We start from the raw sequence: 26,403 nt of genomic DNA on the forward strand, positions 1-26,403 counted from the left end.
TCATTCGCCGAATTTCTCCTGCAACTGCGGAAGCAGCCGGTCCGGCTTGAATGGCACGACCGCGAAGCGGATGCCGGTCGCAGCGCGCAGCGCGTTGCCGAGCGCGGCGGCGACCGGATTATAGGGGCTCTCGCTCATCGACTTCGCCCCCAATGGGCCGATCGTGTCGTGGGTGTCGGCAAACAGCACCTCGGTGCGCGGCACGTCGGCATAGGACGGCAGGTGATAGTCGCGGAAGCGCGGATTGATCACGCGGCCCATGTCGTCGATCACGATCTCCTCGTACAGCGCGGCACCGAGCGCTTGGGCCACGCCGCCCTCGACCTGGCCCCGGCACTGCATCGGATTGGCGACCCGGCCGGCATCCGCGGCCTGCACGCTCTTGAGGATCCTGATCTCGCCGGTCCCCTTGTTCACAGCGACGCGAAAGCCCTGGACGTTGAACGCGACCGAGCGCGGCGTGCCCTGCGAACTGCCGCTCGCGGTGAGCGGCGATCCGCTGGCGTTCGCGAGCTCGGCGAAAGCGAGACGGTGTGCGCCGCAGGTGATTGCATCATCGGCGATCACGCAGGCGCCGGGAGCGACGTTCCACCTGTCGGCAGCGAACCGCTTGATCGTCTCGGCCAGCGCCTCGGCCGCAGCCTGGGTCGCGCGTCCCGCGACGAAGGTGCCTGTCGAGCCATAGGCGCCGGTGTCGTGGCCGCCATGCGCCGTGTCGGACTGCTTCAGCGTGATGCGATCGACGGTGGTGCCGAGCACGGTCGCGGCGATCTGGCGATGGACGGTGCTGGTGCCGTTGCCGAATTCGGCGGTGCCGACGGTGAGCACGAAGCCGCCGTCGTCGCGCAGGCTGACGGTGGCATCGGCGATATGGCCATCGGGCGGCACGGTGTCGATCATCGTCAGCGCGATGCCATCGCCCTTCAGCCACTCGGCCGCCAGCTCCGGCGTCGGCGTGGCCTCGGCCATCGCGCGCTCGACCAGATCAAGGCACTGGTCGAGCCCGTAGGAGCCGTACAGCACGTCGCTGGGCTCCGATGCCGGCGGCGCCAGCATGGCATCGCCCAGCCTGACGATGTTGCGGCGTCGCATCTCGAAAGCGTCGATGCCGAGCTGCCGCGCGAGCTCGTCGATCGCGGCTTCGACCGCGAAGGTGGTTTGCGGCAGGCCGTAGCCCCGATAGGCGCCGGCCGGCACCGTGTTGGTGTAGACGGCGAGGCCGTCGACCTTCTTGTTGGGACAATTGTAGACCGAGATCGACTCGGCGCAGGCATGGAACAGCACGGGCCCGGCATGATTGCCGTAGGCGCCGGTGTTGGAAAGAACATCGAGCTGCAGCGCGGTCAGCTTGCCATCCTTGTCGGCGCCGGCCTTGACCGTGACGCGCATCGGATGCCGCGTCGAGGTCGCGATGAACTGCTCCTCTCTGGTGAATTCGAGCTTCACGGGGCGCTTTGTCTTCAGCGCGGCGAGCGCGAGGATGTCCTCGACGAACATCTCCTGCTTGCCGCCGAAGCCGCCGCCGACGCGCTCGCAGAACACGCGGACATTATCGGGCGCGAGGTCGAAGATCTCGCACAGCGCCCGTTTCGTCAGGAACGGCACCTGCGTGCTGGAACGGACGGTGAGCACGCCCTTCTCGTCGAGCCAAGCGAGACCGCCGTGCGTTTCCAGCGCCGCATGCTGCACGCGCTGGGTGGTGAAGGTGCCTTCATAGGTCGCGGCGGCGGACGCGAGCGCGGCGGCGACGTCGCCGAACTCGCCATGGGTCTCGGCGACGATGTTGCGGGCGACGTCCGCGATGCGATGCGCGCTGCCACGGCCGGCGTGAATGACCGGCGCGCCGGGCTCGATCGCGTCAGCGGGATCGACCACGGCAGGCAGGATCTCGTAGTCGACGACGAGACACCGACAGGCCTCTTCGGCCGCTGCCTCGGTCTCGGCGACGACGGCCGCGACCTTCTGGCCGATGAAGCGCACGACATCGTCGAGCACGCGGGTGTCGGCCGGATCCATCCACGCCTGCTCATGGCGCGCGGTGGAGAACAGAGCCGCCGGCGCATCCTCGTGCGTCAGCACCGCATGCACGCCGGGCACGGCCAGCGCAGACCTCTTGTCGATGCCGACGATGCGCGCATGCGCGTGCGGCGAGCGCGCGAGCTTGACGTGCAGCAGGCCTTCGACCGTCGTGTCGAAGGTATAGCGCGCCCGGCCGCGTACGACGTCGGGGCCGGCGGGGGCGGGCAGGCTGCGTCCGAAGGCTTCGCCGGCTGTGACCTGCTCGACATGAACGTGGCCGAGCAGCGCGTCCTCGATGGCGCGATAGCCGGTGCAGCGGCACAGATTGCCCTTCAGCGCCGCGCCGAGATCCTTCTTCTGCGCCTGGTTCAACGAGGCGCAGGTGACGATCATGCCGGCGGTGCAGAAGCCGCATTGGAACGCCTGCGCATCGAGGAAGGCCTGCTGCATCGGATGCAGGCCGTCATCGGTCGCGAGGCCTTCGACAGTCGTGACCGCCTTGCCATCGGCACGAAAGGCAGGGATCAGGCAGCTGTGCACCGGTTCGCCGTCGAGCAGCACAGTGCAGGCACCGCAATCGCCGGCGTCGCAGCCCTTCTTGACGCCGAAATGGCCGGTGTCGCGCAGAAAGGTCCGCAGGCATTGCCCGGGGCGCGGGGCAGCATCGACCTCCTTGCCATCGACGATCACGCTCATGGCCTGAAGCCCGCGAGCTCGGCGCGGATCTCCTCGGCGAGGCGCAGAGTCATCGCCTTGCGCCAGGCGGGCCTGCCATGAACATCATCATGATACGACGCGTCTGGGATGCTGCCGAGAATGCCGGCGCGCAATTCGGTTGGGTCGGGCATCGTGGCAAAGCGCAGCTGCTGCGGCTTGATAGTCGATCCGGTTACCGTGAGCAGCAGGTCGCCGCTGCGGCCCGAGGTGCCGATCAGCAGCGCGCCGGAGCGTCCGACCGGGGTGAGGGCGATCTGGCGGAAGGCAGTGCGGCGCTTCAGCGCGGCCAGCGGAACGTCGATCTGGCGCAGCAGATCTCCAGGCGCGAGCACGTTGCTGTTGTTTCCGGTGACGAAGTCGGTGACCTGGATGCGCTGCTCGCTGCCGTCGTTCTTCCAGATCGTGCAGACGCCCTCGAGCGCGGCGAGCAGCGAGATCATCGGCCCGGCTGGCAGCGACATGCAGAGATTGCCGCCCACGGTCGCCGTCTTCCAGATCTTGAACGAAGCGAGGAACGCGCGGCAGCATCGATCGATCAGCGGCGCCGCGATCCACTCGGCCGGGCAGGGCAGCGCGTCCAGATCGGCGACGCTGCAGGTCGCGGCGATGCACAGGCCCTGATCGCTGATGCTGAGAGACGGCCAGGCGAGATCGTGGAGATCGATCAGCCGCGACAGGCGCGGCTGCGGTTCCGAGAAAAGCCACGTGCCGCCGGCCAGCCAGGCATCGCCTGCCTGCCAGCTGGGCAGCTCGGCCCGCGTCCTCGGGCGCACGACCGCCGTGATGGTGTTCAGATCCATGGTGAAGCCAGCTCGTGGGCGCAGCCTATCGCGGGTGGAATCCTTGCAAGACCAGCGCCAACTGGCAATAGGATGACGCCGGCCTTCCGCTTGCAAGTTACCGGCACATGCAAACGCCCAATCACCGAGACGAGACAGCCATGAGCACGACGCCGATCTGGATCAAGGACCCGCTCGCCATTCTCGCCGAGGGTGCTGCGCGCGGTGTCGTCGTCAAGGACGGCCGCATCGCCGAGCTGGTGCCTGCCGGGGCCGAGCCGGCCACCGCTGATGCGGCGATCTATGATGCCAGCGGGCATGTCGTGATCCCCGGGCTGATCAACACCCATCATCACTTCTACCAGACGCTGACGCGCGCGCTGCCGGCTGCGATGGACCGCGAGCTGTTCCCCTGGCTGAAGGCGCTCTATCCGATCTGGGCAAAGCTGACGCCGGAGGCACTGGATGCGGCGGTCACGGTTGCGATGGCCGAGCTGATGCTGTCCGGCTGCACGACGACGACCGATCATCACTACGTGTTTCCGGCCGGCCTCGAGGACGCGGTCGGCATCGAGGTGGCGGCTGCGAAGCGGCTGGGCATTCGAGTGCTATTGACCCGCGGCTCGATGAACCTGTCCGAGCGCGACGGCGGACTGCCGCCGGACAGTGTGGTGCAGGACGAGGATACGATCCTCGCCGACAGCGAGCGCGTGGTCGCGACCTATCACGAGCGCGGGCCGGATGCGATGGTGCAGATCGCGCTGGCGCCGTGCTCGCCGTTTTCGGTCACGGGATCGCTGATGCAGAAGACGGCCGATCTCGCCGACAAGCTCGACGTGCGGCTGCATACCCATCTCGCGGAGACCGAGGACGAGAACCGCTTCTGCGAGGCGATGTTCGGCTGCCGTCCGCTCGACTATCTGGAGAAGCATGGCTGGCTCGGACCGCGAACCTGGCTGGCGCACGGCATCTTCTTCAATGCCGAGGAGATGAAACGGCTCGGCAAGGCCAAGACCGCGATCACTCACTGCGCCTGCTCGAACCAGTTGCTCGCATCCGGCTGCTGCCCGGTGTGCGAGATGGAGGAGGCGGGCGTCGGGATCGGCCTCGGCGTCGACGGCTCGGCGTCGAACGACGGCTCAAACCTGATGCAGGAGGTGCGTGCCGCGTTCCTGCTGCAGCGGGCGCGCTACGGCGTTGGCCGGATCAGCCACAAGGATGCGCTGCGCTGGGCGACGAAGGGCTCGGCCGCCTGCGTCGGCCGGCCGGAGCTCGGCGAGATCGCGGTCGGCAAGGCCGCCGACCTCGCGCTGTTCAAGCTCGACGAGCTGCGCTTCTCGGGTTCAGGGGATCCGATCGCGGCGCTGGTGCTGTGCGGCGCGCACCGCGCCGACCGCGTGATGGTCGGCGGCCGCTGGACCGTGATCGACGGCGCCATTCCGGGGCTGGACGTCGGCGGGCTGATCGATCGGCACAGCGCGGCCGCCAAGGCCATGCGGGGAGGGTGAAGCGCGCAGCGTTGGAAAATATCCGCTCGAGAACTCCCCCCGACGTGTGGGGGGAGTTCTTGCCGGGTGCTGCGTCTACTTGCCCGGCACCTTGTCGTCGACGCCCTTGACGTAGAAGTTCATGCCGAGGATCTGGCCGTCGGCGAGATGGTCGCCGCCCTTGCACTCGATCTCCTTGCCGTCCTGGCCGAGCACCGGGCACTTGAACGGGTGCAGCTTGCCGGCGGTGATCGCGGCCTGGGTCTCCTCGGCCAGCTTCTTCACGTCATCGGGCATGTTGGTATAGGGCGCCATCTCGAACATCTTGGAATCGAGGCCGCCCCAGGTGTCCTCCGACTTCCAGGTGCCGTCGAGCTCGGCCTTGACGCGCGCGATGTAGTAGGGGCCCCAGGTGTCGAGGATCGAGGTGAGCTGCGCCTTGGGGCCGAACTTGATCATTTCGGAGTCCTGGCCGAAGGCGAGCTTGCCGCGCTCGGCTGCGATCTGCATGGCAGCCGGGCTGTCGGTGTGCTGCATGATGATGTCGGCGCCCTGGTCGATCAGTGCCTTGGCGGCGTCGGCTTCCTTGCCCGGGTCGAACCAGGTGTTGGCCCAGATGATCTTGACCTTGATGTTCGGATTGACCGTCTGCGCGCCGATGATGGTGGCGTTGATGCCCGAAATGACCTCCGGGATCGGGAACGAGCCGATATAGCCGAGCACGCCGGCCTTCGACATCTTGCCGGCGATGATGCCCTGGATGTAGCGGCCCTGATACCAGCGCGCCGAATAGGTCGACATGTTCTTGTCGCGCTTGTATCCGGTGGCGTGCTCGAAATGCACGTTGGGATACTTCTTGGCGACCTTCAGGGTCGGATCCATGTAGCCGAACGAGGTCGTGAAGATCAGCTTGTTGCCGGCGCGGACCAACTGCTCGATGGCGCGCTCGGCGTCCGGGCCTTCCGGTACGTTCTCCAGATAGGTCGTCTCGATCTTGTCACCGAGCTCCTTCACCAGCGCCTGGCGCGCGAGCTCATGCTGATAGGTCCAGCCGAGGTCGCCGATCGGTCCGAGATAGATGAAGCCGACCTTCAGCTTGTCGGCGGCGTGCGCCACGCCGGCAATGCTTCCCGCCAGCACCAGCGCGGCGGCAGCCCCCAGAAGCCTTTTCATCATCGTCCATGCCTCCAAACAATCCGGGGAAAACCTCGTGCGCCAGAGCACCGCGCCCCATCGCTGGCGCTCCGGATGATTGGTTCAGCGATCCGGCACGAACACCGTCCCCAGCGCTGCCGGCGCGGTGGAGCCGCCGGTGCGGGCGCGCGACAGCAGCACCAGAACGATCACGGTGGCGAGGTACGGCAGCGCCGACATGAACTGCGAGGGGATGCCGACGCCGGCGCCCTGCGCATGCAGCTGCAGGATCGTCACCGCACCGAACAGGTAGGCGCCGATGACAAGGCGGCCCGGTCGCCAGGATGCGAACACGACCAGCGCCAGCGCGATCCAGCCGCGCCCCGCGGTCATGCCGGGGATGAAGAACGGCGTATAAGCCAGCGGCAGATAGGCGCCGGCGAGCCCGGCGCAGCCGCCGCCGAACAGCACCGCGAGCAAACGGATGCGCAGCACGGGATAGCCGAGCGCGTGGGCGGAGACATGGTTGTCGCCGCAGGCGCGCAGCACCAGGCCGGCACGGGTGCGGTACAGGAACCACCAGACGGCGATGATCAAGACGAGCGACAGATAGACGAACGCATCCTCGCCGAACGCGATACGGCCGACCAGCGGGATGTCGCTGAGGCCGGGAATGGAAAGGTGCGGCGCGGTGCTGATGCGTTCGCCGACAAAGCGCGCGCCGATCAGGCCGGACAGACCGGTGCCGAGAATGGTCAGCGCGAGGCCCGTCGCCACCTGGTTCACGGCGAGGCCGAGGGTCATGAACGCGAAGATCAGCGACATCAGCATGCCGGCGACGATGCCGCACAGCGCGCCGACGATGATCGAGCCGGACAGCCAGGCCCCGCCGAAGCCGCAGGCCGCGCCGACGATCATCATGCCCTCGACGCCGAGGTTGAGGACGCCCGAGCGCTCGGTGACCAGCTCGCCGGTGGCCGCCAGCAGCAGCGGCGTCGATGCGGCGAGCACCGACAGGATGATTGCTTCAACCAGCACCACTTTGCACCTGCCGCGCGGCGAAGACGAGCTTGAAACGGTAGAGGATGAGCGAGTCGCAGGCGAGCACGTAGAACAGCAGGATGCCCTGGAACACCTTGGTCACATCGAGCGGAATCTTCATCGTGATCTGGGCCTGCTCGCCGCCAATGAACGTCAATGCGAGAAAAAGCCCTGCAATGAATATTCCAACCGGATTGAGCCGTCCGAGGAAGGCCACGATGATCGCGGTGAAGCCATAGCCCGGCGAGATGCCAGGCTGCAGATGTCCGATGGGTCCCGCCACCTCGATGATCCCTGCGAGACCGGCCAATGCGCCCGACACGGCGAACGTCAGAAGGATGAGCTGGTTCGCATTGAAGCCGCCGAACCGTGCCGCACGCGGCGCCACGCCCACGACTCGGATCTCGAACCCCTTGATGGTGCGCTCGAGCAGCACGAAGGCGCCGGCAACAACAATCAGTGCGATGATGCTGCCGAGATGCAGGCGTCCGCCCTCGATCAGCACCGGCACGGTGGCGACCGGATCGAACTCCGCCGTGGTGGGGAAGTTGAAGCCGGCGGGATCGCGCCAGGGGCCGCGAACGAGATAGTCGAGCAGGAGATCGGCGACATAGACCAGCATCAGGCTGATGAGGATCTCGCTGGCGCCGAACTTGACGCGGCACAGCGCCGGGATCAGCGCATAGAGCGCGCCGGCTGCGGCGCCTGCGACCAGCATCGCCGGCAGCACCCAGTGTCCCGCTTCGGTGCCTTGCGTCTTCACCGCGATCCAGCTGCCGGCAACGGCCCCGATCAGGAACTGGCCCTCGGCACCGATGTTCCAGGCGTTGGCGAGGTAGCACAGCGACAAGCCGATCGCGATCATGACCAGCGGCGTGGCCTTCACCGCGATCTCCTGCAGAGAATAGCCGTCGGTGAGCGGCGCGATGAAGTAGACGCCGAGCGCGGTGATCGGGTTCTTGCCGAGCACGGCGAACAGCACGCTCATGGTCACCAGCGTCAGTCCGATCGCGATCAGCGGCGAAACCAGCGCGATGGTGCGCGAACGCTCGGCGCGCTTCTCAAGCACGAGCTGCATGCGCCGCCTCCTTCTCGAGGCTGGCGCCACCCATCAACAGGCCGAGCCTTTCCCGCGTCGCCTCCGCGCGTGGCAGCGCCTCCGACAAGTGTCCGTGAAACATCACCGCGATGCGGTCGGCGATCTCGATCAGTTCGTCGAGGTCCTGGCTGGTCACGAGGACGGCAGCGCCCGCGCTGGCGAGATCGATCAGCGCCTGGCGGATGATCGCGGCGGCACCTGCGTCGACGCCCCAGGTCGGCTGGTTGACGACCAGCACCGCCGGCGTGCGCAGGATCTCGCGGCCGACGACGAACTTCTGCAGATTGCCGCCGGACAGGCTCGCCGCTTCCGGATCGCGCTTGGCCTTGCGGACATCGAACGTCTCGGTCGTCAGATCGACCGTCCGCAATGTCGCTGCGGCGTTGATGAAGCCGTGCCGGACCATGTCGCCCGCGGCGTGCCCGGTCAGTAGCGCATTCTCGGACAACCTCATCCGCGGCGCGGTGCCATGCCCAAGCCGCTCCTCCGGCACGAACGCCGCGCCCATCTTGCGGCGCTCGGTGATCGAGAGATTGCCGCAGGCGAGGCCGTCGATGATGATCGCGCCGGGCTCTTTGACGAGGCGTTCGCCGGACAACGCAGCAAACAGCTCGTCCTGGCCGTTGCCGGCGACACCGGCGATGCCGAGGATCTCGCCGCCCTTCAGCTCGAAGGAAATGTTCTTGAGGCCCACGCCATGCAGCTCGCTGGGGGCGAGGGTGAGATCATTGACGACCAGACGCGGCACGGTGGTGCGCCGCTCGGCCGGCGGCTTCACGTCCTTGATCTCGGTCCCCACCATCATGCGCGCCAGCGAGGCAGCCGTCTCCAGCTTCGGATTGCAGGTCGCGACCTTCCTGCCGCCGCGCAGGATGGTGGCAGTGTCGCACAGCCGCTTCACCTCTTCGAGCTTGTGGCTGATGTAGAGGATGGCGCGGCCTTCTGCTTTCAGTCGCTCGAGCACGACGAACAACTGGTCGGCCTCCTGCGGCGTCAACACGGCGGTGGGCTCGTCCAGGATGAGGAATTTCGGATTCTGCATGAGCGCGCGCACGATCTCGATGCGCTGCCGCTCGCCCACCGACAGTTGCCAGACTTCGCGCTTCGGATCGAGCGGCAGTCCGTAGTCGCGCGCGACGTCCGCGAGCCGCGCCGACATGGCCTTGAATGGCTCCTTGCCATCGAGCCCGAGCGCCACGTTCTCAGCCACCGTGAGGTTGTCGAACAGGGAGAAATGCTGAAATACCATGCCGATGCCGAGGGATCGCGCTTCCGCGGGACCGGACAGCGTGATGGGCACACCCTGCCAGCGCAGCTCACCGGCGCTCGGCTGCACCAGTCCGTAGATCGTCTTCACCAGCGTCGACTTCCCGGCGCCGTTCTCGCCGAGCAAGGCGTGAATCTCGCGTGGCCGGATCTCGATGTCGATCTTGTCGTTGGCAACGAAGTCGCCATAGCGCTTGGTCAATCCGATCGTCTGCAGGAGCGGAGGCGTAGGGTTCGGATCGGCCGGCGCGGGGTCAGGCATTTGCTGCGTCATGGGGCAGGGGAATGAAGCTGCCTCAATTGTGATCTAATTTGCCGCGGCGCGTAAGAGGCGAAAAGCGCCATCGTCTGCCCAACTCTTGTCCAAGCGTCCATCGCGCCGCGTTCGGCGAATGCAGTGCGCCAGCGGTTGCAGGCATCACGTCCCGCAATCGGTCGAGCGGAGCGAACGATAAAGTTCTGTGGCAGTTTTGAGACACCGGCCGGAAATCGATCCGCCCGCAGCACGTTGCCCGTTGGATGAGCAGCGTCATCCCATGCGCGTCCAGGGGCGCGCTTGCGCTCGCGCGTTGCCGCGAACGCGCGCGGAAGGCCAGGCGGGGCTTTTCGGAAAAACTTCAGCAATGTGAAGCCGCAAGATCGGGGTCTAGGAGCGTCGTGGCCGCGGCCAATCGTCCCATGCCCAAGCTCGCGACCGATGTCGTCGCCGCTGCAATACGGCGGAACCTTGATCAAACTGCGGGCAAGTCCTGGAGAAAGTTGAGGCTTCTCCCACCCGTGGAACGGCGCAACTGTGCATGCAAGTCGGGAATCGGCGCTTGTCAACTGGGGGTGTTCTGAATGTCGTTACGTCAAACAATCGCGGCGGTCGTCGCAATGGGCGCGGCAGCGCTGACGTCGGTCGGTGCAGCGGGGGCCGCTGACCTGCCCGCCAAGGCGATCGCGAAGAAGGCGCCGGCCGAGGTGCCGTTCTTCCTCGTCGTCGACAATCGCGTCAGCTACTCCTATATCTTCGATGCCAGCCAGCCTGGTGCATGGAGTGTCAACGGCAACGGCACATTCAACGCCAAGACCGCCAAGCAGGTCTACTCGTTCACCCATTTCGACGTCTGGGGTTACGGCACCAACTTCTTCACGATCTCGCTGTTCAAGTCGGACCACAACGACCCCGCTGGGCCTTGCACGCAGACCGGCGGGATCGTGTCGCCCAACGCAGGTTTCGCCTTCACGCCGGCGAGCTGTGCCGGTGCGACCGAGATCTACGGACTGTTCCGCTCGACCTTCGGCTGGAACCAGATCTTCAACACCAAGGCCTTCACGATGGGCCCGCTGCAGAACATTTCGTTCGAGGTGGGCATGGATGCCAATACCGAGAACCGCTATTTCGGGGCCGCCAAACGCGACGTGGTTGCCGGCCTGCAGTTCGCGTTCAACCTGCCCTACAAGGGCTATTTCAACGTCGCTCCCCTGATGTATTGGGAGTTCGCCAACCACAATTCGTTCTCGCAGTGCGGGGCCGGCTGGTCGAACCCCTGCATCAATGACGGCAATACCTCGTTCAAGCCGACCTGGGCCGTCGAGACCAACTACTACATGGATCTCGGTTTCCTGCCGGAGAGCATGCAATTCTTCTCGATCTCGGGCCGCGCCGGCTGGTACGGCAAGAAGGGCACCGACACCGAGCCGCTCCCGGCCAGCGTCGCGAACGGCGTCTATCCGACCAAGGTCGAGTTCAATTCCGAGCCGATCCGCCTGACCTTCGATGCGTCGAAGGCGATGTGGGGCGAGAAGCAGAGCCACCTGATCGACGTCTGGGTGGCCTATCGCTACTGGCAGAACAAGTTCGGCCTCGACCACAACAACGCGGTCGGCTGTTCCGTCGCCGGTGTCGGCGGCACCCGCGTCGCCACGGGCGCCTGCACCGAATCGTCGCTCTACTCGGGCGTGACCGTGAAGTTCTGACATCGATCGAGCCACGCGAGCAGGCGCCGCGCCTCCGGTCGCGGCGCCTGCTTCAGTTGTCCCAGACGCCGTCATGTAGTGCCGCGGCTTCCTCCTCCAGCAGGGGGCCGACGATTTCGGTCGCGCGCTGGCCGCTCGCGAACACGTCGCGGCAGGGCAGGTCGAGCGTCGGATTCTCCGGATGATTGCCGGTGATGCCGCGCAGCCGCCGCTCACCGAGGCCGTAGACCACGCGTCCGATGCCGGCCCAATAGATGGCGCCCGCGCACATCGCGCACGGCTCTGCCGACGAATACAGCGTGGCCGCCGCCCTGATCTCGGGCGCTATCGAAATGCAGGCCTGGGTCGCAACCAGCCGCTCGGCATGGGCCGTGGCGTCATGAGCTGGCATGTAGCCGTTCTCGGCCTCGATCAGAACGCGGCCGTCGGCAGCGATCAGCACCGCTCCGAATGGATGATTGCCGTTGGATGTCGCGCGGCGGGCGATGGCGAAGCTGTGCCGCAGGAAATGTGTGTCCCGGTCTTGGGCGCCGGCTTGCCTCCGTCCGTCTCTCGCCTGATCTCTCGGCGCCATCATCACTCTGCTCCGTTGCGGATCGGGCGATCCTGCTCCGGCGCGACGACGCGCGCAAGCGCGCCAAGGGAACCGATGCGCCGCAGCTCGCGTTGCCCGGCGCACGAGCGCAAAGAGAGAATAGGCAGGCGACATGGCGGCAAACGCGGATTCCAAGGTTGCCGTCTATGCCGCGCTTGCCGGCAATCTGCTCGTGGCCTGCACCAAGACCGCCGCGGCGGTGTGGACCGGCAGCTCGGCCATGACGAGCGAGGCGATCCACTCCGCCGTCGACACCTCGAACGAACTGCTGCTGCTCTACGGCTTTCATCGCGCAAGCCGTCCGCCCGACCAGCGGCATCCGCTCGGCCATGGCCGTGAGCTCTATTTCTGGAGCTTCATCGTTGCGCTGCTGCTGTTCGCGCTTGGCGCCGGCGTCTCGCTGTACGAAGGCGTGGCGCACCTGATGCATCCGCTGCCGATCGAAGACCCGACGGTGAACTACATCGTGCTCGGGCTCTCCTTCGTGTTCGAGGCAGGCTCCTGGTGGGTGGCGGTGCGGCGGTTTCGCGCGGCTGCGCCGGGTCTCTCCTATCTCGAGGCGTTCAGGCGCAGCAAGGACCCGCCAGCCTTCATGGTCGTGTTCGAGGACAGCGCGGCACTGATCGGCATCGTGATTGCTGCTGCCGCGATGGCTGCGGCCGTCGCCTTCGATGAGCCGGCATGGGACGGCATCGGATCGATCCTGATCGGTGTGCTGCTTGCGGCGACCTCGATGGTGCTCGCGCGGGAGAGCAAGAGTCTCCTGATCGGCGAGCCGGCGGATCCGGAGCTGGCGCGTTCGATCCTCGACATCGCGCGCAAGAGGAAGGGCGTCAAGTCAGCCAATGGCCTGCTCACGGTGCAGCTGTCACCGCAGCATGTCGTTGTCGCGCTGAGCATCGAATTTGCGGACGATCAGCGCGCCGATGATATCGAGCGCGCCGTCGTTGCGATCGAGAGCGAGCTGAGGGCGCGGCATCCGATCGTCGCGGCGCTGTTCGTCAAGCCGCAGACCGGTGCGCGCTATCAGGAAATGCGCGAGAGCGTGCTCCAAAATGGCTCGACTCCGGCGTGAGATCCGCAGCTCAGCGATAGACGACGTCGCTTCGGGCAGACGAATGGCCGAGGCATGAGATGCCGGGTCGAACCGGAGCGGCGCGCCTCGTTCCTAAGGCTGCGTGCTCGCGGCCAACGGCGCACTCAGCAGCACGATCACCAGCAGTGCGGCCAACATCCAGAATGCGGCCGGCAGGCTGGTGGCTGCGGCGATGAAGCCGATGCCTGCGGGGCCCAGCAGCACGCCTGAGTAGCCTGCGGTGGTGACGGCCGCGACGGCCAGCCCGACCGGCATGGCGGTCTGCGCCCCGGCTCGGCGGAACAGCACCGGGACCAGGTTCGACGCGCCGAGGCCGATCAGCGCAAAGCCCGCCATGGCAGCAGCAACCCACGGAGCCGTGAGCAGCAGGACGAAGCCCGCGATGGCGATGGCGCCGCCCCCGAGCAACGTTGCGCGATCACCGATCCGTGCAACCACCGCGTCACCGACGAGGCGCCCTGCGGTCATTGCGATCGAGAACATGATGTAGCCCAGTCCGGCCTGCGCCGCCGGCAGGCGGCCGGAACCGACGAGCAGCAGCGCGCTCCAGTCGAGCATCGCGCCCTCGACCAGGAACATGATTGCGGCGAGTGCCGCCAGCAGCAGCACCGCGCCGTGCGGAAGCACGAGCAGAGGCCCCGATTGCGCGGGTTTGCTCGCCATCAGTCGCGGGGCAGCCACGATCATCGCGGCCAGGGCGAGGGCGCAGCAGGCGAGCGTGCCGAGCAGCGGCGCGACGTCGAATGCGAGCAGCGCCGTCATGACGCCGGAGCCCGCGAAGCCGCCGATGCTGAACTGGGCATGGAAACCCGACATCAGCGGACGCTCGCTCAGCCGCTCGACGTCGATCGCCTGGATGTTCACCGCGACGTCGAGCGAGCCCAGCGCCGCACCGAAGGCGAACAATGCGAGTGCGAGTGTCGCTGGCGTTGCTGCGATCGCCAGCAGCGGCAGGAACAGCGCGAGAGCGATGCCGCTGACGATGACGACCGGCTTGCTGCCATAATGGGCGCTCAGCAGTCCGGCGGCCAGCATCGATGCGACCGAGCCAACGCCGAGCGAGAGCAGGAGCAGCCCGAGCGTCGCATCATCGACGCCGAGCCGCTGTTTGGCAAACGGCACCAGCGGTGCCCAGCAGGCGATGCCGAAGCCGGCGACGAAGAAGGCCAGGCGGGTCGCGAGCCGCGCCCCGCTGTGATCAGAACTCATTTGGAAGATTCCTGACTTTCTGAAGGGCGCTGTCACCCCGGCGGGGCGGCCGTCATGATGGCGGCTCCCGCCCGTTTGAGCAGGGCGAGCCGGGCCGCCGGCGCATCATGCTCGACGGTGAGCTGGCTGATGGTCTTGGCGCCGGCGATACGGTGGGGGGCTCGGGTCTCGAGCTTCTCGTTGGTGACCATTGCGACGCTGACGCGGCTCAGCGACAGCAGGGTCCGCTTGAATGCTGCGTCAGCCGGATCAACCGCGCTGATGCCGCCTTGCGCCGATACAGCGCAGACGCCGATGAAGCAGCGGTCGATGTTCAAGCGCTGCACCTGCATGAGGGCGTCGGCGTCGACACAGCCGCCGACTGCGGGGTGAACGGAGCCGCCGATCATGATCAGCTGCAGGTCCTGCCGGTGCAGCACGGTTGCGGCAATGTCGATGGCGTTGGTTGCGACGGTGAGATCGAAATCATCGGGCAGGACCTCAGCGAGGGCGAGATTGGTGCTGCCACTATCGAGGAAGAGAAATTCGCCACGCGCGATGCCGCGGGCGGCCGTCCGGGCGAGCGCCAGCTTGCGGTCGCGATCTTGCCCGATCCGCGCCGCCATCGGTGTCATGCCGCCGGCGATCGGCAATGCGCCGCCATACACCCGGCGGCAGCGTCCTTCGGCGGCAAGCGCACGAAGATCGCGCCGGATGGCATCCTCGGAGACGCCGAATTCGTGGGCCAGGGCGGCCGCGACGACCGCGTGCCCCGCCGAGAGGCGGCCGGCGATCTGGTCGCGGCGCGCCAGTGGAAGGTCTGACATGCCCTCTTCATATCAGGCATAAACAAGAATAACAACGTGCATAATCGTGCATTGCGCAATTTGTTGTTTGCGCGGCCCGCGCGGCATGGCATTGCCAGATGTCGAAGTGATCGGGAGCAAGGTGTGACCGCCGTCTATTCGTCAGCAACGCCGGCCCTTGTCGCCGTCGACTGGGGGACATCCAGCTTCCGCGCCTGGCTGATGGCCGGAGATGGGACGGAGCTGGCCGAGAGCCGCGGTAGCGAGGGCATGCTGCATTGCGCGACATCAGGCTTCGCGCCGGTGCTGCGCGACCATCTGGCGAAGCTCGGCGCGCCGGCCGATGTTCCGGTGCTGATCTGCGGCATGGCCGGCGCGCGGCAAGGCTGGGTCGAGGCGCCTTATCTGCACACGCCCACCCGGCTGGAGGCGCTGCATGCCGGCGCGATTGGCGTCGACACGGAGGGCGACGTCAGGATTCTGCCGGGATTGGCGCAGGCGCGGGCGGATCAGCCGGACGTGATGCGCGGCGAGGAAACCCAGCTGCTCGGCGTCACCGAGCCGGACTTCACCGGGATCGTCTGCATTCCGGGCACCCACAGCAAATGGATCCGGATCGATGCCGGCGCTGTGATCGACTTTGCCACCTACATGACCGGCGAGCTGTTCGCGGTCGTCTCTCAACATAGCATTTTGATGCACGCCGTCGAACCGGAGGCCTCGGCCGTCGAGCACGACGCGGCGTTCCGCGAGAGCTTCGCAGCGTCGCTTGCCGCGCCGACGGCACTGACCAATGCGCTGTTCCGGCTGCGCGCAGCCCAGCTCCTCGGTTTTGAGCAGCGGTCCGATGGGGCTGCGAGGCTCTCCGGGCTTCTGATCGGCAGTGAGATCGCCGACGCTCGGGCGCGGTTTGGCGCCGAGCTTCCACTCCGGTTGATCGGAGCGGGCCGGCTCGGCCGGCTCTATCGCGCGGCGCTGGCCGCTGCTGGTTTCGACGTGAACGAATGTGATGCCGAACAGGCGTCCCGGCGCGGCCTGGTCAAGGCCGCGCGGCAGATCTGGGGAGCGCGTTTCCGACCATGACAAAGTCCGTTGCCTGGCCGCATGTCAAGCGGTCGCTGGTCGCGATCCTGCGCGGCATCAAGCCCGACGAGTCCGAGGCCATCGTCGATGTCCTGATCGAAGCCGGTTTCGAGCTGATCGAGGTTCCTCTTAACTCTCCGGAACCGTTCGTCTCGATCGAGCGTCTCGCCGCCCGGTTCGGCAAGGACTGCCTGATCGGTGCAGGGACGGTCGTCAATGCCGCAGATTGCGTGCGTGTCGCGGAGGCCGGCGGGCGTCTGATGGTCAGCCCCAACGTCGATGTCGAAGTGCTGGCGACGGCGCAGGCCTACGACATGGTCACCATGCCCGGGGTGTTCACGCCGACGGAGGCCTTTCTTGCTTTGCGTTGCGGCGCCTCGGCCCTGAAATACTTTCCGGCGTCGGTGCTTGGTCCGTCGGGGATTGCAGCGCAACTTGCCGTCCTGCCGAAAGGCGTCGTGGTCGGTGCCGTCGGCGGTGTGTCGGACAACAATCTCGCCTCCTATGCCGTAGCCGGTGTGCGAGCCTTCGGACTCGGCTCCAGCCTGTACAAGCCGGGGATGAGCGCGAGCGATGTGCGAGACACCGCGGTCGCTTCCGTGCGTGCCTATGACGATGCCATCGCAGCCACGGGCTGAGCAGATCACGCTCCATGACGGCTTCGTGACGCTGTCTTGAAACTGTCGTCAGAGCTCGGCGTTGGAAGGGAACCAATTGTCCGTGCTCGCAAGAGTCTTGGTCCGCGTCTCCGGAACGAGCGGCCCTTGAACGCAGCTTGCGCGCATGGACCGGCTACGAACAACCGGGAGCAAGCCGGACATGACCGAATCCGTCATCCGCTTCCTGATCGGCGGCGTCATCGTTTCGACATTCGCGATCATTGGCGATGTGTTGCGTCCGAAGAGCTTTGCCGGCCTGTTCGGAGCAGCGCCCTCGGTCGCGCTGGCGACGTTGGGCGTTGCGGTTGTCACGCATGATGCCGCCTATGCGGCGGTCCAGAGCCATTCGATGATGTTCGGCGCAGCCGCGCTCTGTCTCTATAGCATGACCGTGTGCCGGCTGCTGATGCGGCAGCATATGCGCGCATTGAGCGCGAGCCTGCTCGCAACGGCCGTGTGGCTGGTCGCAGCGCTGGGACTGCAGGCGGTCTTCTCCGGAGGGGCGTGATGCTGATCCGCATCTCGCCCTCGGCGCTGAAGGACGGCAAGTGGCATGAATACGTCATCCGCTTTGCGCTGGGCGGCGCCGCCACAGTCGCGACCGGGCTCATTGCCAAAGCCTTAGGTCCTGCGATCGGCGGCCTCTTCCTGGCATTGCCGGCGATCTTCTGTGCCAGCGTCACCCTGATCGAGGCGCACGAGATCAGGCGCAAGCGCCGTCAGGGACTCTCCGGCGAGCGGCGCGGACGCGAAGCGGCTGCACTCGACACCGCAGGTGCAGTGCTCGGCAGTTTCGGCATGCTGGCGTTCGCGGCCGTATTCTCCACGCTGGTTCAGTCAAGCGTCGCGGCCGCCTTCGTCGCCGCAACGACGGCGTGGCTCGTCGTCTCGGTGACAGCGTGGGCGATCCGGCGCAAGCTGCGTGTTGCGGCAACGACCCGCAAAGTTGCGGGCCGTCGCGATACGTCTCGGCCGCAGCCTCCGCTGGTCAGCTGGCGGCGGCGTTGATCTCCGGCGATTCGCCTTCTTCCGCAGACTGCGTGAATGCCTGCAGCGCCTCCGCCATCTGCATGCGGCCGCCGACGCCGGTGATGACGACGTCGACCATCGTGAACGACGAGTGGAAATGGCCGTGGGCCTTGAGCTGCCCGACCGGCACGCCGTTGGCGGCGAGCGCCTCCGCATAGGCGACGCCCTCGTCGCGCAGCGGATCGAACTCGCAGGTGACGATGTAGGCCGGCGGCAGGCCCTGCAGCTTGCCCCGCAACGGCGACGCGCGCGGATCGGTGCGATCCGCCGGCGAGCAGTAGATGTCCCAGAACCAGTACATCAGGCCGCGCGTCAGGAAGTAGCCGGCCGCGTTGTCGGTGTAGGACGGCCGATCGAAGCTGCAATCGGTCACCGGGCAGACCAGCAACTGTCCGCCGACGAGAGGCCCGCCGCGATCCCGCGCGAGCTGGCAAGTGACCGCAGCGATGTTTCCGCCGGCGCTCCAGCCGGCCACCAGCACCGGTCCGTCGCGTCCGCCGAGCTCGGCGGCGTGCTCGGCCACCCAGCGCGTCGCCGCATAGCCGTCCTCGGCCGCCGCCGGGAAGCGGTGCTCGGGCGCATGGCGATAGCCGACGCTGACGAAGATCATGTTGGAGCGGCGGCACATGTCGCGGCAGAATGGATCGTCCGACTGCTCGTCGCCGAGCACCCAGCCGCCGCCATGGAAGTAGACGACGATCGGATGCGGCCCGGGCGTCGCCGGCCGATACAGCCGATAGGGCAGGGGACCGTCGGCGCCCTGCAATGTGCCATCCTTGACTTCGCCAACGGGACGTCCAGGCGGCCTCGTCGCGTTGAACTGCGCAACGAATTCGCGGGCGCCAGCCGCGCCCATCGATTCGATCGGCGGCAAGTTCATCTCGGCCAGCATGTTCAGCACCAGCCTGACATCCGGCTGCAGCCGCACGATCTCGCCGTCATTGCATTGGGACGCGCCGTTCGGACCTGACAGCTTGAAGCCGAGCATGCCGCGGCTGACGATTTCGTTGCAGATGCCGCGATAGGGGCCGACGCCGCCAGTATAGGGCATCAGGGTCTGCGGCTTGCCCGGCACGTTGGCACCAGTGTACCAGGTGTTGGCGAGCCGATGCAGCGTCACGGTCGCGCAGTCCGCCATGTGGCGTGCCCAGCCGGCCTGCGCAGTCTCCGTGGCCTCGATGGTCGTGAACCCGGCTTCGCGCAGGGCGACGAGACGATCGACGACCCAGTCGACATGCTGCTCGATCGAGACCGCCATGTTCGACAGCACCGATGGGCTGCCGGGACCCGTGATCAGGAACAGATTGGGAAAGTCTGCGACCGTGAGCCCGAGATAGGTTTGCGGTCCGTTGGCCCAGACATCCTCCAGCGATTTGCCGCCGCGCCCGGTGATCGGATGCACGGCGCGGATCGCACCGGTCATGGCATCGAAGCCGGTCGCGAACACGATGACGTCGATGTCGAAGCTGCGCCTGTCGGTCTTGATGCCATCAGCGGTGATGGATGTGATCGGCTCCTGGCGCAGATTGACCAGCGTGACATTGGGGCGGTTGAACGTCTGATAGTAGTTGGTGTCCAAGCACGGGCGCTTGGCGCCGAACGGATGGTCGTGAGGCGTGAGCGCGGCGGCGGTCTCGGGATCCTTGACGATCTCGTGGATCTTCTCGCGGATGAGGTCGGCGAGCAGCGCATTGCCGTCGGGGTCGACACCCTGGTCGGCCCAGAGCTGCGTCAGCATGCCGACGAGGTCGCCCGACGCCCACAGCTTCTCGAAGCGTTCGCGGCGCTCGGCCTCGCTCAACGCCCAGCTGAAGTCGGTGGCCGGCGGGATCGGCACGCCAGCCATCGACCAGCGCGCCTGCTCGCGCAGCCCGTTGCGATCTTCTGCGAGCTGCGCGGCGCGATCGGCCGGGAGCGGGCCGTTATGCGCCGGCAGTGCGAAGTTCGGCGTGCGCTGGAAAACCGTGAGCTGTGCTGCCTGCTCGGCGATGATCGGGATCGACTGGATGCCGGACGAGCCGGTGCCGATCACCGCGACGCGCTTGCCGCGGAGGTCGACACCGTCATGCGGCCAGCGGCTGGTGAAGTAGATCTCGCCCTTGAAGTCGTGCACGCCGTCGATCTCCGGCGGCTTCGGCTGCGACAGGCAGCCGGTCGCCATGATGTAGTGGCGGCAGGAGACGGCGGGGCCCTTGTCGGTCGTCAGCAGCCAGCGCTCCTTGGCGTCATCCCAGGAGGCGCCGAGCACGCGGGTGCCGAAGCGGATGTCGCGGCGCAGATCGTAGCGATCGGCGACAAAGCCGAGATAGCGCAGGATCTCCGGCTGGGTGGCGTATTTCTCCGACCATTGCCACGCCTTCTCGAGCTCGGGATCGAAGGTGTAGCTGTAGTCGACGGTCTGGATGTCGCAGCGCGCGCCGGGATAGCGGTTCCAGTACCAGGTGCCGCCGACATCGTTGGCCGTATCCAGAGCCACGGTCGAGAAGCCCGCCTTGCGCAGGCGGTGCAGCAGGTAAAGTCCCGCAAATCCGGCACCCACGACGGCGACATCGACCGTCTGCGTTTCACCGCCCGACACCTCCGACGCGCGTGTCTCGACAACCCCGTCTGACATGCTGACCTCCCGATGATTTTGTGATTGGAAGAAAGGCTAGCTCTGCTCGCATGGTTTGTCAGCAGCCAAAACAGCGATCTGCGGTTGTTGCAGTGCGGGCCGTGCGGTGCGGCCGGTATGCCAGGCGCTGATTTTGCATCCCCGGTCAAAAGGCCGCGACGGAGTGGACAAGACCCTGAGAAAGCGACAGAAAGCGACCCTGCCGCGTCGCATTCACCAAGTTTCAACGCATCGCGACTGTAACAACCGCTACACTACGCCACATCCACGACTGAACCAGGCCAGGCCCATGCCGTTATCGCTTCCCAAGCAAAAGATCCGCGTTCTGCTCCTCGAGGGCGTGAACGACTCGGCCGTCCGCATGTTCGAGGCCAACGGCTATACGGAAATCGAGCGGCTGCCGAAGGCGCTCGGTTCGGCGGAGTTGAAGCGTATGCTGTCGGGCGTGCACATGCTTGGCATTCGCTCGCGGACGCATCTCACCGCCGATGTGCTGCAGGCCGCCGACCGGCTGATGGTGGTCGGCTGCTTCTCCGTCGGCACCAACCAGGTCGATCTCGATGCCGCGAAGCGGCTCGGCATCCCCGTGTTCAATGCGCCCTATTCGAACACCCGCAGTGTCGCCGAGCTGACGATCGCCGAGGTCGTGATGCTGATGCGCCGCATCTTCCCGCGCTCGGTGTCGGCGCATGCCGGCGGCTGGGACAAGTCGGCCAATGGCAGCCGAGAGGTGCGCGGCAAGACGCTCGGCATCATCGGCTATGGCAACATCGGCTCGCAGCTGTCGAACCTCGCCGAGGCCATGGGCATGCGGGTGATCTTCTTCGATCTCACCGACAAGCTCCGTCACGGCAACACCGAGCCGGTCGAGAGCCTCGACGAGCTCCTGGCGATGAGCGACGTCGTGTCGCTGCACGTGCCGGAGACGCCGGCGACCGCCAACATGATCGGCGAGCGCCAGATCCGTCACATGAAGGACGGGGCCTATCTGATCAACAATTCGCGCGGCACGGTGGTCGACATCGAGGCGCTGGCCAGCGCATTGCGCGAGGGCAAGCTCTCAGGTGCTGCCGTCGACGTGTTTCCGGTCGAACCGGCATCGAACGCCGATCCGTTCGTCTCGCCGCTGCAGGGCCTGCCCAACGTGATCCTGACCCCGCATGTCGGCGGCTCCACCGAGGAGGCGCAGGATCGCATCGGTGGCGAGGTTGCGCGCAAGCTGATCGACTATTCCGATGTCGGCTCGACCTTCGGCGCCGTGAACTTCCCGCAGGTGCAACTGCCGGCGCGCCCGACGGGCACGCGCTTCATCCACGTTCATCGCAACGTGCCCGGCGTGCTGCGCCAGGTCAACGAGGCGGTCTCGCGGCACAACATCAACATCCTCGCGCAATATCTGCAGACCGATCCCGAGGTCGGCTATGTCGTGCTCGAGACCGACGTGGTCGGCGGTGAGGGCGAGGCGCTGCTGTCGGAGCTGCGCGCGGTGGAGGGCACGATCCGCGTTCGCGTCCTGTACGATCACGACCGGCCCTGAGGCTGTGGAGGCTGCCGCGCGATGACCGGCTCGTCTGCATCGTCTTCAGCCTCGTCCGTCGTTCTCAGCACGACGGTGCCTGCGCGCGTGCTGCGCCATGATCCGCAATATGGCATGTCGACGTTGTTCTTCGCCGACGGCGAGTTGCGCGTTCCGATGGTCGACGCCGCGATCGACGCCGGCGTCTCCGTGACCATCGAGGCCCGCGATGTGTCGATCGCGCTGTCGCGGCCGATGGATGTTTCGATCACCAACCGGCTGCCCGGCCGGATCGAGGAGATCCTGCCGCTCGATCCGCCCTATGTGCGCGTGACGTTCGATCTCGGTGCGACGAAGCTGCACGCCTTGGTCACGCTGGAGTCCGTCGAGCGGCTGGCGTTGGAGCCGGATCTGTCGGCCTGGGCGATGATCAAGAGCGTCGCGATCGGGCCCGGCGCGGTTCGGCCTTCGGAGCTGCCTCGGCCGCGCCGCTGGCCCGCTTCTGATAGCGGGGATCGGTAGCCTTCTGCAGCTCAGCGAGCGCCGCGGCGGTGGCCGTGCGGGTGCGCCGCTCCATCGAGCGATACAGCGCGATCAGCCGCTCGCCGAACGGCGTGATCTCGGCGCCGCCGCCCCGTCGCCCCGGATGAGTCTCGAACACTGGCGTCTCGAAGGTGCGGTTGAGCGCATCGACCATCAGCCAGCATTTGCGGTAGGAGATGCCGCTCGCGCGCGCGGCGCCGAGGATCGAGCGCTCCCGGCGGATGAAGTCGATCAGCAGCAGATCTTCGGGCGACAGACTTCCGCCGTTGCCGAAAGTGATGGTCAATGCGATCTGAGCTTCGCGCTTCATCCTATTCCGATCCGCTCGCGTTGTGAGCCGATCATGTCACGCGGGCTTCGCGCTGTCACCATGCGGCCGGACCACGCCTCGATCCAGCCGGGACGGCGCGCGACATCGACCGGGACGCATTCGGCGAACACGCCGGCGAAGCGCTTCCACGCCTCCATCATCGCGGGCGATACCGCCGTGATGATCGGAAGCCCGGCTGACATCGCCGAGCCGAAGGCGTCGGCGAGGCCTCCTCCCGTCGCCTCCTGCTTGCCGAACTTGCTGAGGATCACGACATCCGTGCCGCGCGCGATCGACTGCTGCACGGCGGCGCAGGCCAGCACCAATCCTTCGGGATCGAGATTGCAGCCCTGCGATCCCGGGCCGAGATCCTGCGAGATCGAGAACACGCGGTCGTCGTCGAGGCTGCGCAGCATCATGGCCTTGCACGGCCTGGTCTTGTCGGCGCTGCTCTCGATCACGCCGGAGACGCGCAGCCCGATGCCTGCGAGCCGCGTGGCGAGCTCATCGAGCAGCTCCTGGATGACGGTGGACGCAGCGCCCTGCAGCGCCACGATCTGACACGTCCCGACCTCAGCGACACCCATGGCAGTCCTCCTCACACGTTGGCGGAGACGCGGCCCGCCTTCCGACCGGTTTGCACGATCGCGTGGACCGCCGAGACGACGCTCGCGGCGATCGATCGCCCGCGGTCGTCCATGCCGGTCCATGCCGCGTGGCGGCCGCGCGGATCGATCTCCAGCAGCTTGACGTTGGCCGGCACGCGCAATCCGTCGCGGGCGATGCCGCGCAGTGCGCCATCGAGCGGCGCCAGCACAGGTGTGCCGCCGAGCGAGCCGAGCTGCAGTCCCTTGTAGACGCGGGTGCCGATGTCGAGCGGCGTATGCCAGACGGCGTCCTGATTGGAATAGACGAAGCGCTCGCGGCCGGCGCCGCCGAGCGCACGCGCCTTGCCGTCCGCGTCGCGCGTGGTGCCGTGCGCCACGATCGCGCCGGTGTCGCAAGGATGCGTCTCGATCGCGATGTCGCAATTGTGCCCGACCGCAAAGCGCGGTCCGATGCCGACGGCGATGCCGGCAGCGCCGCGCAGATCCGGCGTGGCCAGATGCTTCTGCATCCGTGCGTCGACGATGACCGCGGGATAGCGGAACGCGATGATGTCGGTGAGATGCATCCCGGTGACGGCGACCTGGCTGGGCTCGCGATGAATGCGCACGACGTCCGCGATGCCCTCGGCCCGGCAGCCGACCACGCCGTCGATGTCGCAGGCCTCGCCATACAGGACGTCGTGGAAGGCCATGCCGCGTCGGATCACCGGCGGAAAGGCGTCGTGACAGAGGACGAGCGCGAAGCGCTCATGGTTGAGCTTGGCCGCGATCGCGGAGGCGATCTCGTTGGTGCCCAGCACCAGCGCGAGCGGCTTGGGCGCGTTCGGATGCCAAGTGACGGCGGCGGCTTTCATGCTGATGACCTCGTGTTGCGAGATCGAATGAGCAAGCCGCGGGCCAGATCGTTGCGCGCCGATCAACATGTTCATTGCATTGAGGAAAAGCAGGCAGCCTCGGTTTGTCTGATGCAAAGCTGTATTGTTTAGGATATAACATCGGATGCTATATTGTCGCTTATACAACATGTTGTGATGGTGCGGGGCAGGTCGGCGCGTGCCGATCAGGCGATGGGCTCTTCGCGGCGCACCAGCGCGACGCCCTTGACCTGGGCGTAGACGGCAAGCCCTGCCTGCAGGCCGAGCTCGTTCCACGAGCGTTGGGTGACCCGCGACAGCAATCGTGCACCCTGGCCGTCCTCGCCGAGGCCGAGCAGGGCGGTGACGCGGTGGTCCGATTGGCTGCGGATTTCCAGGATCTTCGCGCGTAGCACGTTGACGATGGTGCTGCGGCTCGGCGTTTCCAAGGCGAGGCTGACATCATCGGCCAGCACGCGCAGGCGGCGGCGTGTTCCCGGCGCAAGCGGCTCGGCCGGCAGCACGAAATGCCCGCCCGGCACCGCAAGCGTCACCATGCCGTCGATGGCGTCGTGCTTCAGAACGGTGGCGTCGAGACTGACCGCTGCATCGCGGGAGAGCGCGAGCGGCAGTGTCAGGTCGGCTTGGAGCACGGACAGCGGACCTGAAGCCAGGACGCTGCCATTGCGCATCAGCACCAGCTGATCGGCGAGCCGCTCGACCTCCGCGATATCGTGGCTGATGTAGAGGATCGGCAGGTCGAGCGCGGCATGCAGCCGCTCCAGATAGGGCAGGATCTCGTCCTTGGTGATCTGGTCGAGCGCCGACAGCGGCTCGTCCATCAGCAGCAGCTTCGGCTGGCTGAGCAGCGCGCGGCCGATCGCCACGCGCTGCCGCTCGCCGCCGGACAGATGGCGCGGCGAGCGCTCCAGCAGCTTGGCAATGCCGAGCAGCGACACGACCTCATCGAAGCCGATGGCGGTGGGGCCGGACGGGCCGGGATGCCCGTACATCAGGTTGCGGCGGACGGAGAGGTGCGGGAACAGATTGGCTTCCTGAAAGACGTAGCCGATCGGGCGCCGGTGCACCGGGCGGAAGGTCTTCTCGTCCTGCCAGACGTCGCCGGCGACGGAGCATCGTCCGTCCAGGCGGTTGAGGCCGGCGATGCTGCGCATGACGGCGGTCTTGCCGCAGCCGGACGGGCCGAAGATCGCGGTGACGCCGCGCGCCGGCACCTCGAACCGCGCGTTCAGCTCGAAGCGCCCGAGCGTACCGCGGAAATCGACCTTGACGGTGCTCATGACGCGCGTCGCGTCATCTTCTTCTCGATCAGCATCATCGTCAGAATGACGCCGAACGAGAACACGACCATGCCGAGCGCCAGCACCGAGGCTTCGGTCCATTGCGAGGTCTCGACGTAGTCGTAGATCGCGATCGACAGCACCTTTGTCCTGCCGGGAATGTTGCCGCCGATCATCAGCACGACGCCGAACTCGCCGACGGTGTGGGCAAAGCCGAGGATCGCGCCGGTGAGGAAGCCGGGGCTCGCCAGCGGCACGGCGATCGTCCAGAACGCGCGCCAGGGCGTGGCCCGCAGCGTGGCGGCTGCTTCCAGGGGCTTCTCGCCCATGGCCTCGAAGGCGTTGCGGATCGGCTGCACCACGAACGGCATCGAGAACAGCACCGAGCCGATCACGAGGCCTGGGAAAGTGAAGGCGAGGGTGCGTGCACCCCACAAGGACGCCAGCGCCCCGCCCGGACCGCTCGGGCCGAGCGCGACCAGCAGATAGAAGCCGAGCACGGTCGGCGGCAGCACGAGCGGAATCGCCACCAGGGCTGCGACCGCCTCCTTCCACCACGCCTGCGACCGCGCCAGCCACCATGCGATCGGTGTTCCCACGATCATCAGAATGACGGTCGTGATCGCTGCCAATTCGAGGGTCAGACTGACCGGTTGCCAGATATCGGCCGAGACGTGCAAGTTCATCCTTGGAAGTT

24 protein-coding genes are annotated in these 26,403 nt (G+C 66.7%); 9 read left to right on the forward strand and 15 right to left on the reverse strand.

What is annotated here, in order from left to right:
• Entirely contained in the window at nt 1-2,715 is a 2,715-nt protein-coding gene (locus tag QX094_RS20435; protein WP_315717793.1) for a molybdopterin-dependent oxidoreductase, read from the reverse strand.
• Entirely contained in the window at nt 2,712-3,536 is an 825-nt protein-coding gene (locus tag QX094_RS20440; protein ID WP_315717792.1) for an FAD binding domain-containing protein, read from the reverse strand. The genes QX094_RS20435 and QX094_RS20440 overlap by 4 nt, the downstream gene beginning before the upstream one ends.
• Nucleotides 3,537-3,676: 140 nt before the next feature.
• On the opposite strand from QX094_RS20440, the gene QX094_RS20445 reads away from it, so the two are divergent.
• Nucleotides 3,677-5,023: an 8-oxoguanine deaminase gene (locus QX094_RS20445; protein ID WP_315717791.1), complete on the forward strand. Its 1,347-nt coding sequence runs from the start codon at nt 3,677-3,679 to the stop codon at nt 5,021-5,023.
• A 75-nt stretch (nt 5,024-5,098) separates the two neighbouring features.
• Here QX094_RS20445 and QX094_RS20450 read toward each other — a convergent pair whose 3' ends face one another.
• The 4 genes from QX094_RS20450 to QX094_RS20465 all read right to left on the reverse strand — a co-directional run bounded on the left by QX094_RS20450 (nt 5,099) and on the right by QX094_RS20465 (nt 9,804).
• On the reverse strand, nt 5,099-6,178 hold the full coding sequence (locus QX094_RS20450) for a BMP family ABC transporter substrate-binding protein (RefSeq protein ID WP_315717790.1): 1,080 nt from the start codon (nt 6,176-6,178) through the stop codon (nt 5,099-5,101).
• 81 nt (nt 6,179-6,259) lie between these two features.
• Complete coding sequence (locus tag QX094_RS20455) at nt 6,260-7,177, reverse strand: ABC transporter permease (protein ID WP_315717789.1); 918 nt, start codon at nt 7,175-7,177, stop codon at nt 6,260-6,262.
• Nucleotides 7,164-8,255 carry an ABC transporter permease gene (locus QX094_RS20460; RefSeq protein ID WP_315750273.1) on the reverse strand — a complete coding sequence of 364 codons (1,092 nt, stop codon included), beginning with the start codon at nt 8,253-8,255 and terminating at the stop codon, nt 7,164-7,166. The genes QX094_RS20455 and QX094_RS20460 overlap by 14 nt, the downstream gene beginning before the upstream one ends.
• Nucleotides 8,239-9,804: an ABC transporter ATP-binding protein gene (locus QX094_RS20465; RefSeq protein WP_316171709.1), complete on the reverse strand. Its 1,566-nt coding sequence runs from the start codon at nt 9,802-9,804 to the stop codon at nt 8,239-8,241. The genes QX094_RS20460 and QX094_RS20465 overlap by 17 nt, the downstream gene beginning before the upstream one ends.
• 578 nt (nt 9,805-10,382) lie before the next feature.
• Between QX094_RS20465 and QX094_RS20470 the strand changes: the two genes are divergently transcribed.
• Nucleotides 10,383-11,504 (forward strand): hypothetical protein, encoded by a 1,122-nt coding sequence (locus QX094_RS20470; protein ID WP_316171710.1) that lies wholly within the window; start codon nt 10,383-10,385, stop codon nt 11,502-11,504.
• A gap of 52 nt (nt 11,505-11,556) precedes the next feature.
• On the opposite strand, the gene QX094_RS20475 is transcribed toward QX094_RS20470, so the two are convergent.
• The gene (locus QX094_RS20475) at nt 11,557-12,081 is read right to left on the reverse strand and encodes a nucleoside deaminase (RefSeq protein ID WP_315717785.1); all 525 of its coding nucleotides are present in this window, start codon (nt 12,079-12,081) and stop codon (nt 11,557-11,559) included.
• A gap of 130 nt (nt 12,082-12,211) precedes the next feature.
• Here QX094_RS20475 and QX094_RS20480 point away from each other — a divergent pair, with 130 nt between their 5' ends.
• Nucleotides 12,212-13,174: a cation diffusion facilitator family transporter gene (locus QX094_RS20480; protein WP_315717784.1), complete on the forward strand. Its 963-nt coding sequence runs from the start codon at nt 12,212-12,214 to the stop codon at nt 13,172-13,174.
• 93 nt (nt 13,175-13,267) lie between these two features.
• On the opposite strand, the gene QX094_RS20485 is transcribed toward QX094_RS20480, so the two are convergent.
• Both QX094_RS20485 and QX094_RS20490 read right to left on the reverse strand, forming a co-directional pair.
• On the reverse strand, nt 13,268-14,404 hold the full coding sequence (locus QX094_RS20485) for an MFS transporter (RefSeq protein WP_315717783.1): 1,137 nt from the start codon (nt 14,402-14,404) through the stop codon (nt 13,268-13,270).
• 32 nt (nt 14,405-14,436) lie between these two features.
• Nucleotides 14,437-15,210: a DeoR/GlpR family DNA-binding transcription regulator gene (locus QX094_RS20490; RefSeq protein WP_315717782.1), complete on the reverse strand. Its 774-nt coding sequence runs from the start codon at nt 15,208-15,210 to the stop codon at nt 14,437-14,439.
• A gap of 123 nt (nt 15,211-15,333) precedes the next feature.
• Between QX094_RS20490 and QX094_RS20495 the strand changes: the two genes are divergently transcribed.
• The 4 genes from QX094_RS20495 (at nt 15,334) to QX094_RS20510 (ending at nt 17,939) form a co-directional block, all read left to right on the forward strand.
• Nucleotides 15,334-16,272 carry a 2-dehydro-3-deoxygalactonokinase gene (locus tag QX094_RS20495; protein ID WP_315717781.1) on the forward strand — a complete coding sequence of 313 codons (939 nt, stop codon included), beginning with the start codon at nt 15,334-15,336 and terminating at the stop codon, nt 16,270-16,272.
• The gene (locus QX094_RS20500) at nt 16,269-16,910 is read left to right on the forward strand and encodes a 2-dehydro-3-deoxy-6-phosphogalactonate aldolase (protein ID WP_315717780.1); all 642 of its coding nucleotides are present in this window, start codon (nt 16,269-16,271) and stop codon (nt 16,908-16,910) included. Before QX094_RS20495 ends, QX094_RS20500 begins: the two co-directional genes overlap by 4 nt.
• Before the next feature lie 181 nt (nt 16,911-17,091).
• Nucleotides 17,092-17,439: a DUF3147 family protein gene (locus QX094_RS20505; RefSeq protein ID WP_315717779.1), complete on the forward strand. Its 348-nt coding sequence runs from the start codon at nt 17,092-17,094 to the stop codon at nt 17,437-17,439.
• On the forward strand, nt 17,439-17,939 hold the full coding sequence (locus tag QX094_RS20510; protein ID WP_315827079.1) for a DUF3147 family protein: 501 nt from the start codon (nt 17,439-17,441) through the stop codon (nt 17,937-17,939). Before QX094_RS20505 ends, QX094_RS20510 begins: the two co-directional genes overlap by 1 nt.
• Here the strand turns inward: QX094_RS20510 and QX094_RS20515 are convergent.
• Nucleotides 17,920-20,574: a flavin-containing monooxygenase gene (locus QX094_RS20515; protein WP_315827078.1), complete on the reverse strand. Its 2,655-nt coding sequence runs from the start codon at nt 20,572-20,574 to the stop codon at nt 17,920-17,922. The two genes, QX094_RS20510 and QX094_RS20515, sit on opposite strands and share 20 nt — an antisense overlap.
• 289 nt (nt 20,575-20,863) lie before the next feature.
• On the opposite strand from QX094_RS20515, the gene serA reads away from it, so the two are divergent.
• Nucleotides 20,864-22,111: a phosphoglycerate dehydrogenase gene (serA, locus tag QX094_RS20520; protein ID WP_315750287.1), complete on the forward strand. Its 1,248-nt coding sequence runs from the start codon at nt 20,864-20,866 to the stop codon at nt 22,109-22,111.
• Nucleotides 22,112-22,132: 21 nt separating this feature from the next.
• Complete coding sequence (locus QX094_RS20525; RefSeq protein WP_315717775.1) at nt 22,133-22,612, forward strand: TOBE domain-containing protein; 480 nt, start codon at nt 22,133-22,135, stop codon at nt 22,610-22,612.
• Here the strand turns inward: QX094_RS20525 and QX094_RS20530 are convergent.
• The 5 genes from QX094_RS20530 to modB all read right to left on the reverse strand — a co-directional run bounded on the left by QX094_RS20530 (nt 22,521) and on the right by modB (nt 26,392).
• Nucleotides 22,521-22,943, reverse strand: a complete 423-nt coding sequence (locus QX094_RS20530; RefSeq protein WP_315717774.1) for a LysR family transcriptional regulator — start codon at nt 22,941-22,943, stop codon at nt 22,521-22,523. The two genes, QX094_RS20525 and QX094_RS20530, sit on opposite strands and share 92 nt — an antisense overlap.
• Complete coding sequence (locus QX094_RS20535; RefSeq protein WP_315827077.1) at nt 22,940-23,530, reverse strand: DUF2478 domain-containing protein; 591 nt, start codon at nt 23,528-23,530, stop codon at nt 22,940-22,942. The genes QX094_RS20530 and QX094_RS20535 overlap by 4 nt, the downstream gene beginning before the upstream one ends.
• An 11-nt stretch (nt 23,531-23,541) precedes the next feature.
• Nucleotides 23,542-24,405: a xanthine dehydrogenase gene (locus QX094_RS20540; protein ID WP_316188099.1), complete on the reverse strand. Its 864-nt coding sequence runs from the start codon at nt 24,403-24,405 to the stop codon at nt 23,542-23,544.
• A 206-nt stretch (nt 24,406-24,611) separates the two neighbouring features.
• Entirely contained in the window at nt 24,612-25,706 is a 1,095-nt protein-coding gene (gene modC / locus QX094_RS20545; protein WP_315827075.1) for a molybdenum ABC transporter ATP-binding protein, read from the reverse strand.
• Nucleotides 25,703-26,392, reverse strand: coding sequence for a molybdate ABC transporter permease subunit (gene modB, locus QX094_RS20550; RefSeq protein WP_315827074.1), 690 nt, complete (start codon nt 26,390-26,392; stop codon nt 25,703-25,705). Before modB ends, modC begins: the two co-directional genes overlap by 4 nt.
• Nucleotides 26,393-26,403 lie beyond the last annotated feature (11 nt).

It is taken from the genome of Bradyrhizobium sp. SZCCHNS1050 (assembly GCF_032484785.1).
Taxonomy (GTDB): Bacteria; Pseudomonadota; Alphaproteobacteria; order Rhizobiales; family Xanthobacteraceae; genus Bradyrhizobium.

What these genes read in the sequence shown, in the direction of transcription:
- QX094_RS20435 (WP_315717793.1), bottom strand. Translation starts at nt 2,715, where the DNA reads ATGAGCGTGATCGTCGATGGCAAGGAGGTCGATGCTGCCCCGCGCCCC.
- QX094_RS20440 (WP_315717792.1), bottom strand. Translation starts at nt 3,536, where the DNA reads ATGGATCTGAACACCATCACGGCGGTCGTGCGCCCGAGGACGCGGGCC.
- QX094_RS20445 (WP_315717791.1), top strand. Translation starts at nt 3,677, where the DNA reads ATGAGCACGACGCCGATCTGGATCAAGGACCCGCTCGCCATTCTCGCC.
- QX094_RS20450 (WP_315717790.1), bottom strand. Translation starts at nt 6,178, where the DNA reads ATGATGAAAAGGCTTCTGGGGGCTGCCGCCGCGCTGGTGCTGGCGGGA.
- QX094_RS20460 (WP_315750273.1), bottom strand. Translation starts at nt 8,255, where the DNA reads ATGCAGCTCGTGCTTGAGAAGCGCGCCGAGCGTTCGCGCACCATCGCG.
- QX094_RS20465 (WP_316171709.1), bottom strand. Translation starts at nt 9,804, where the DNA reads ATGCCTGACCCCGCGCCGGCCGATCCGAACCCTACGCCTCCGCTCCTG.
- QX094_RS20470 (WP_316171710.1), top strand. Translation starts at nt 10,383, where the DNA reads ATGTCGTTACGTCAAACAATCGCGGCGGTCGTCGCAATGGGCGCGGCA.
- QX094_RS20475 (WP_315717785.1), bottom strand. Translation starts at nt 12,081, where the DNA reads ATGATGGCGCCGAGAGATCAGGCGAGAGACGGACGGAGGCAAGCCGGC.
- QX094_RS20480 (WP_315717784.1), top strand. Translation starts at nt 12,212, where the DNA reads ATGGCGGCAAACGCGGATTCCAAGGTTGCCGTCTATGCCGCGCTTGCC.
- QX094_RS20485 (WP_315717783.1), bottom strand. Translation starts at nt 14,404, where the DNA reads ATGAGTTCTGATCACAGCGGGGCGCGGCTCGCGACCCGCCTGGCCTTC.
- QX094_RS20490 (WP_315717782.1), bottom strand. Translation starts at nt 15,210, where the DNA reads ATGTCAGACCTTCCACTGGCGCGCCGCGACCAGATCGCCGGCCGCCTC.
- QX094_RS20500 (WP_315717780.1), top strand. Translation starts at nt 16,269, where the DNA reads ATGACAAAGTCCGTTGCCTGGCCGCATGTCAAGCGGTCGCTGGTCGCG.
- QX094_RS20505 (WP_315717779.1), top strand. Translation starts at nt 17,092, where the DNA reads ATGACCGAATCCGTCATCCGCTTCCTGATCGGCGGCGTCATCGTTTCG.
- QX094_RS20510 (WP_315827079.1), top strand. Translation starts at nt 17,439, where the DNA reads ATGCTGATCCGCATCTCGCCCTCGGCGCTGAAGGACGGCAAGTGGCAT.
- QX094_RS20515 (WP_315827078.1), bottom strand. Translation starts at nt 20,574, where the DNA reads ATGTCAGACGGGGTTGTCGAGACACGCGCGTCGGAGGTGTCGGGCGGT.
- serA (WP_315750287.1), top strand. Translation starts at nt 20,864, where the DNA reads ATGCCGTTATCGCTTCCCAAGCAAAAGATCCGCGTTCTGCTCCTCGAG.
- QX094_RS20525 (WP_315717775.1), top strand. Translation starts at nt 22,133, where the DNA reads ATGACCGGCTCGTCTGCATCGTCTTCAGCCTCGTCCGTCGTTCTCAGC.
- QX094_RS20530 (WP_315717774.1), bottom strand. Translation starts at nt 22,943, where the DNA reads ATGAAGCGCGAAGCTCAGATCGCATTGACCATCACTTTCGGCAACGGC.
- QX094_RS20535 (WP_315827077.1), bottom strand. Translation starts at nt 23,530, where the DNA reads ATGGGTGTCGCTGAGGTCGGGACGTGTCAGATCGTGGCGCTGCAGGGC.
- QX094_RS20540 (WP_316188099.1), bottom strand. Translation starts at nt 24,405, where the DNA reads ATGAAAGCCGCCGCCGTCACTTGGCATCCGAACGCGCCCAAGCCGCTC.
- modC (WP_315827075.1), bottom strand. Translation starts at nt 25,706, where the DNA reads ATGAGCACCGTCAAGGTCGATTTCCGCGGTACGCTCGGGCGCTTCGAG.
- modB (WP_315827074.1), bottom strand. Translation starts at nt 26,392, where the DNA reads ATGAACTTGCACGTCTCGGCCGATATCTGGCAACCGGTCAGTCTGACC.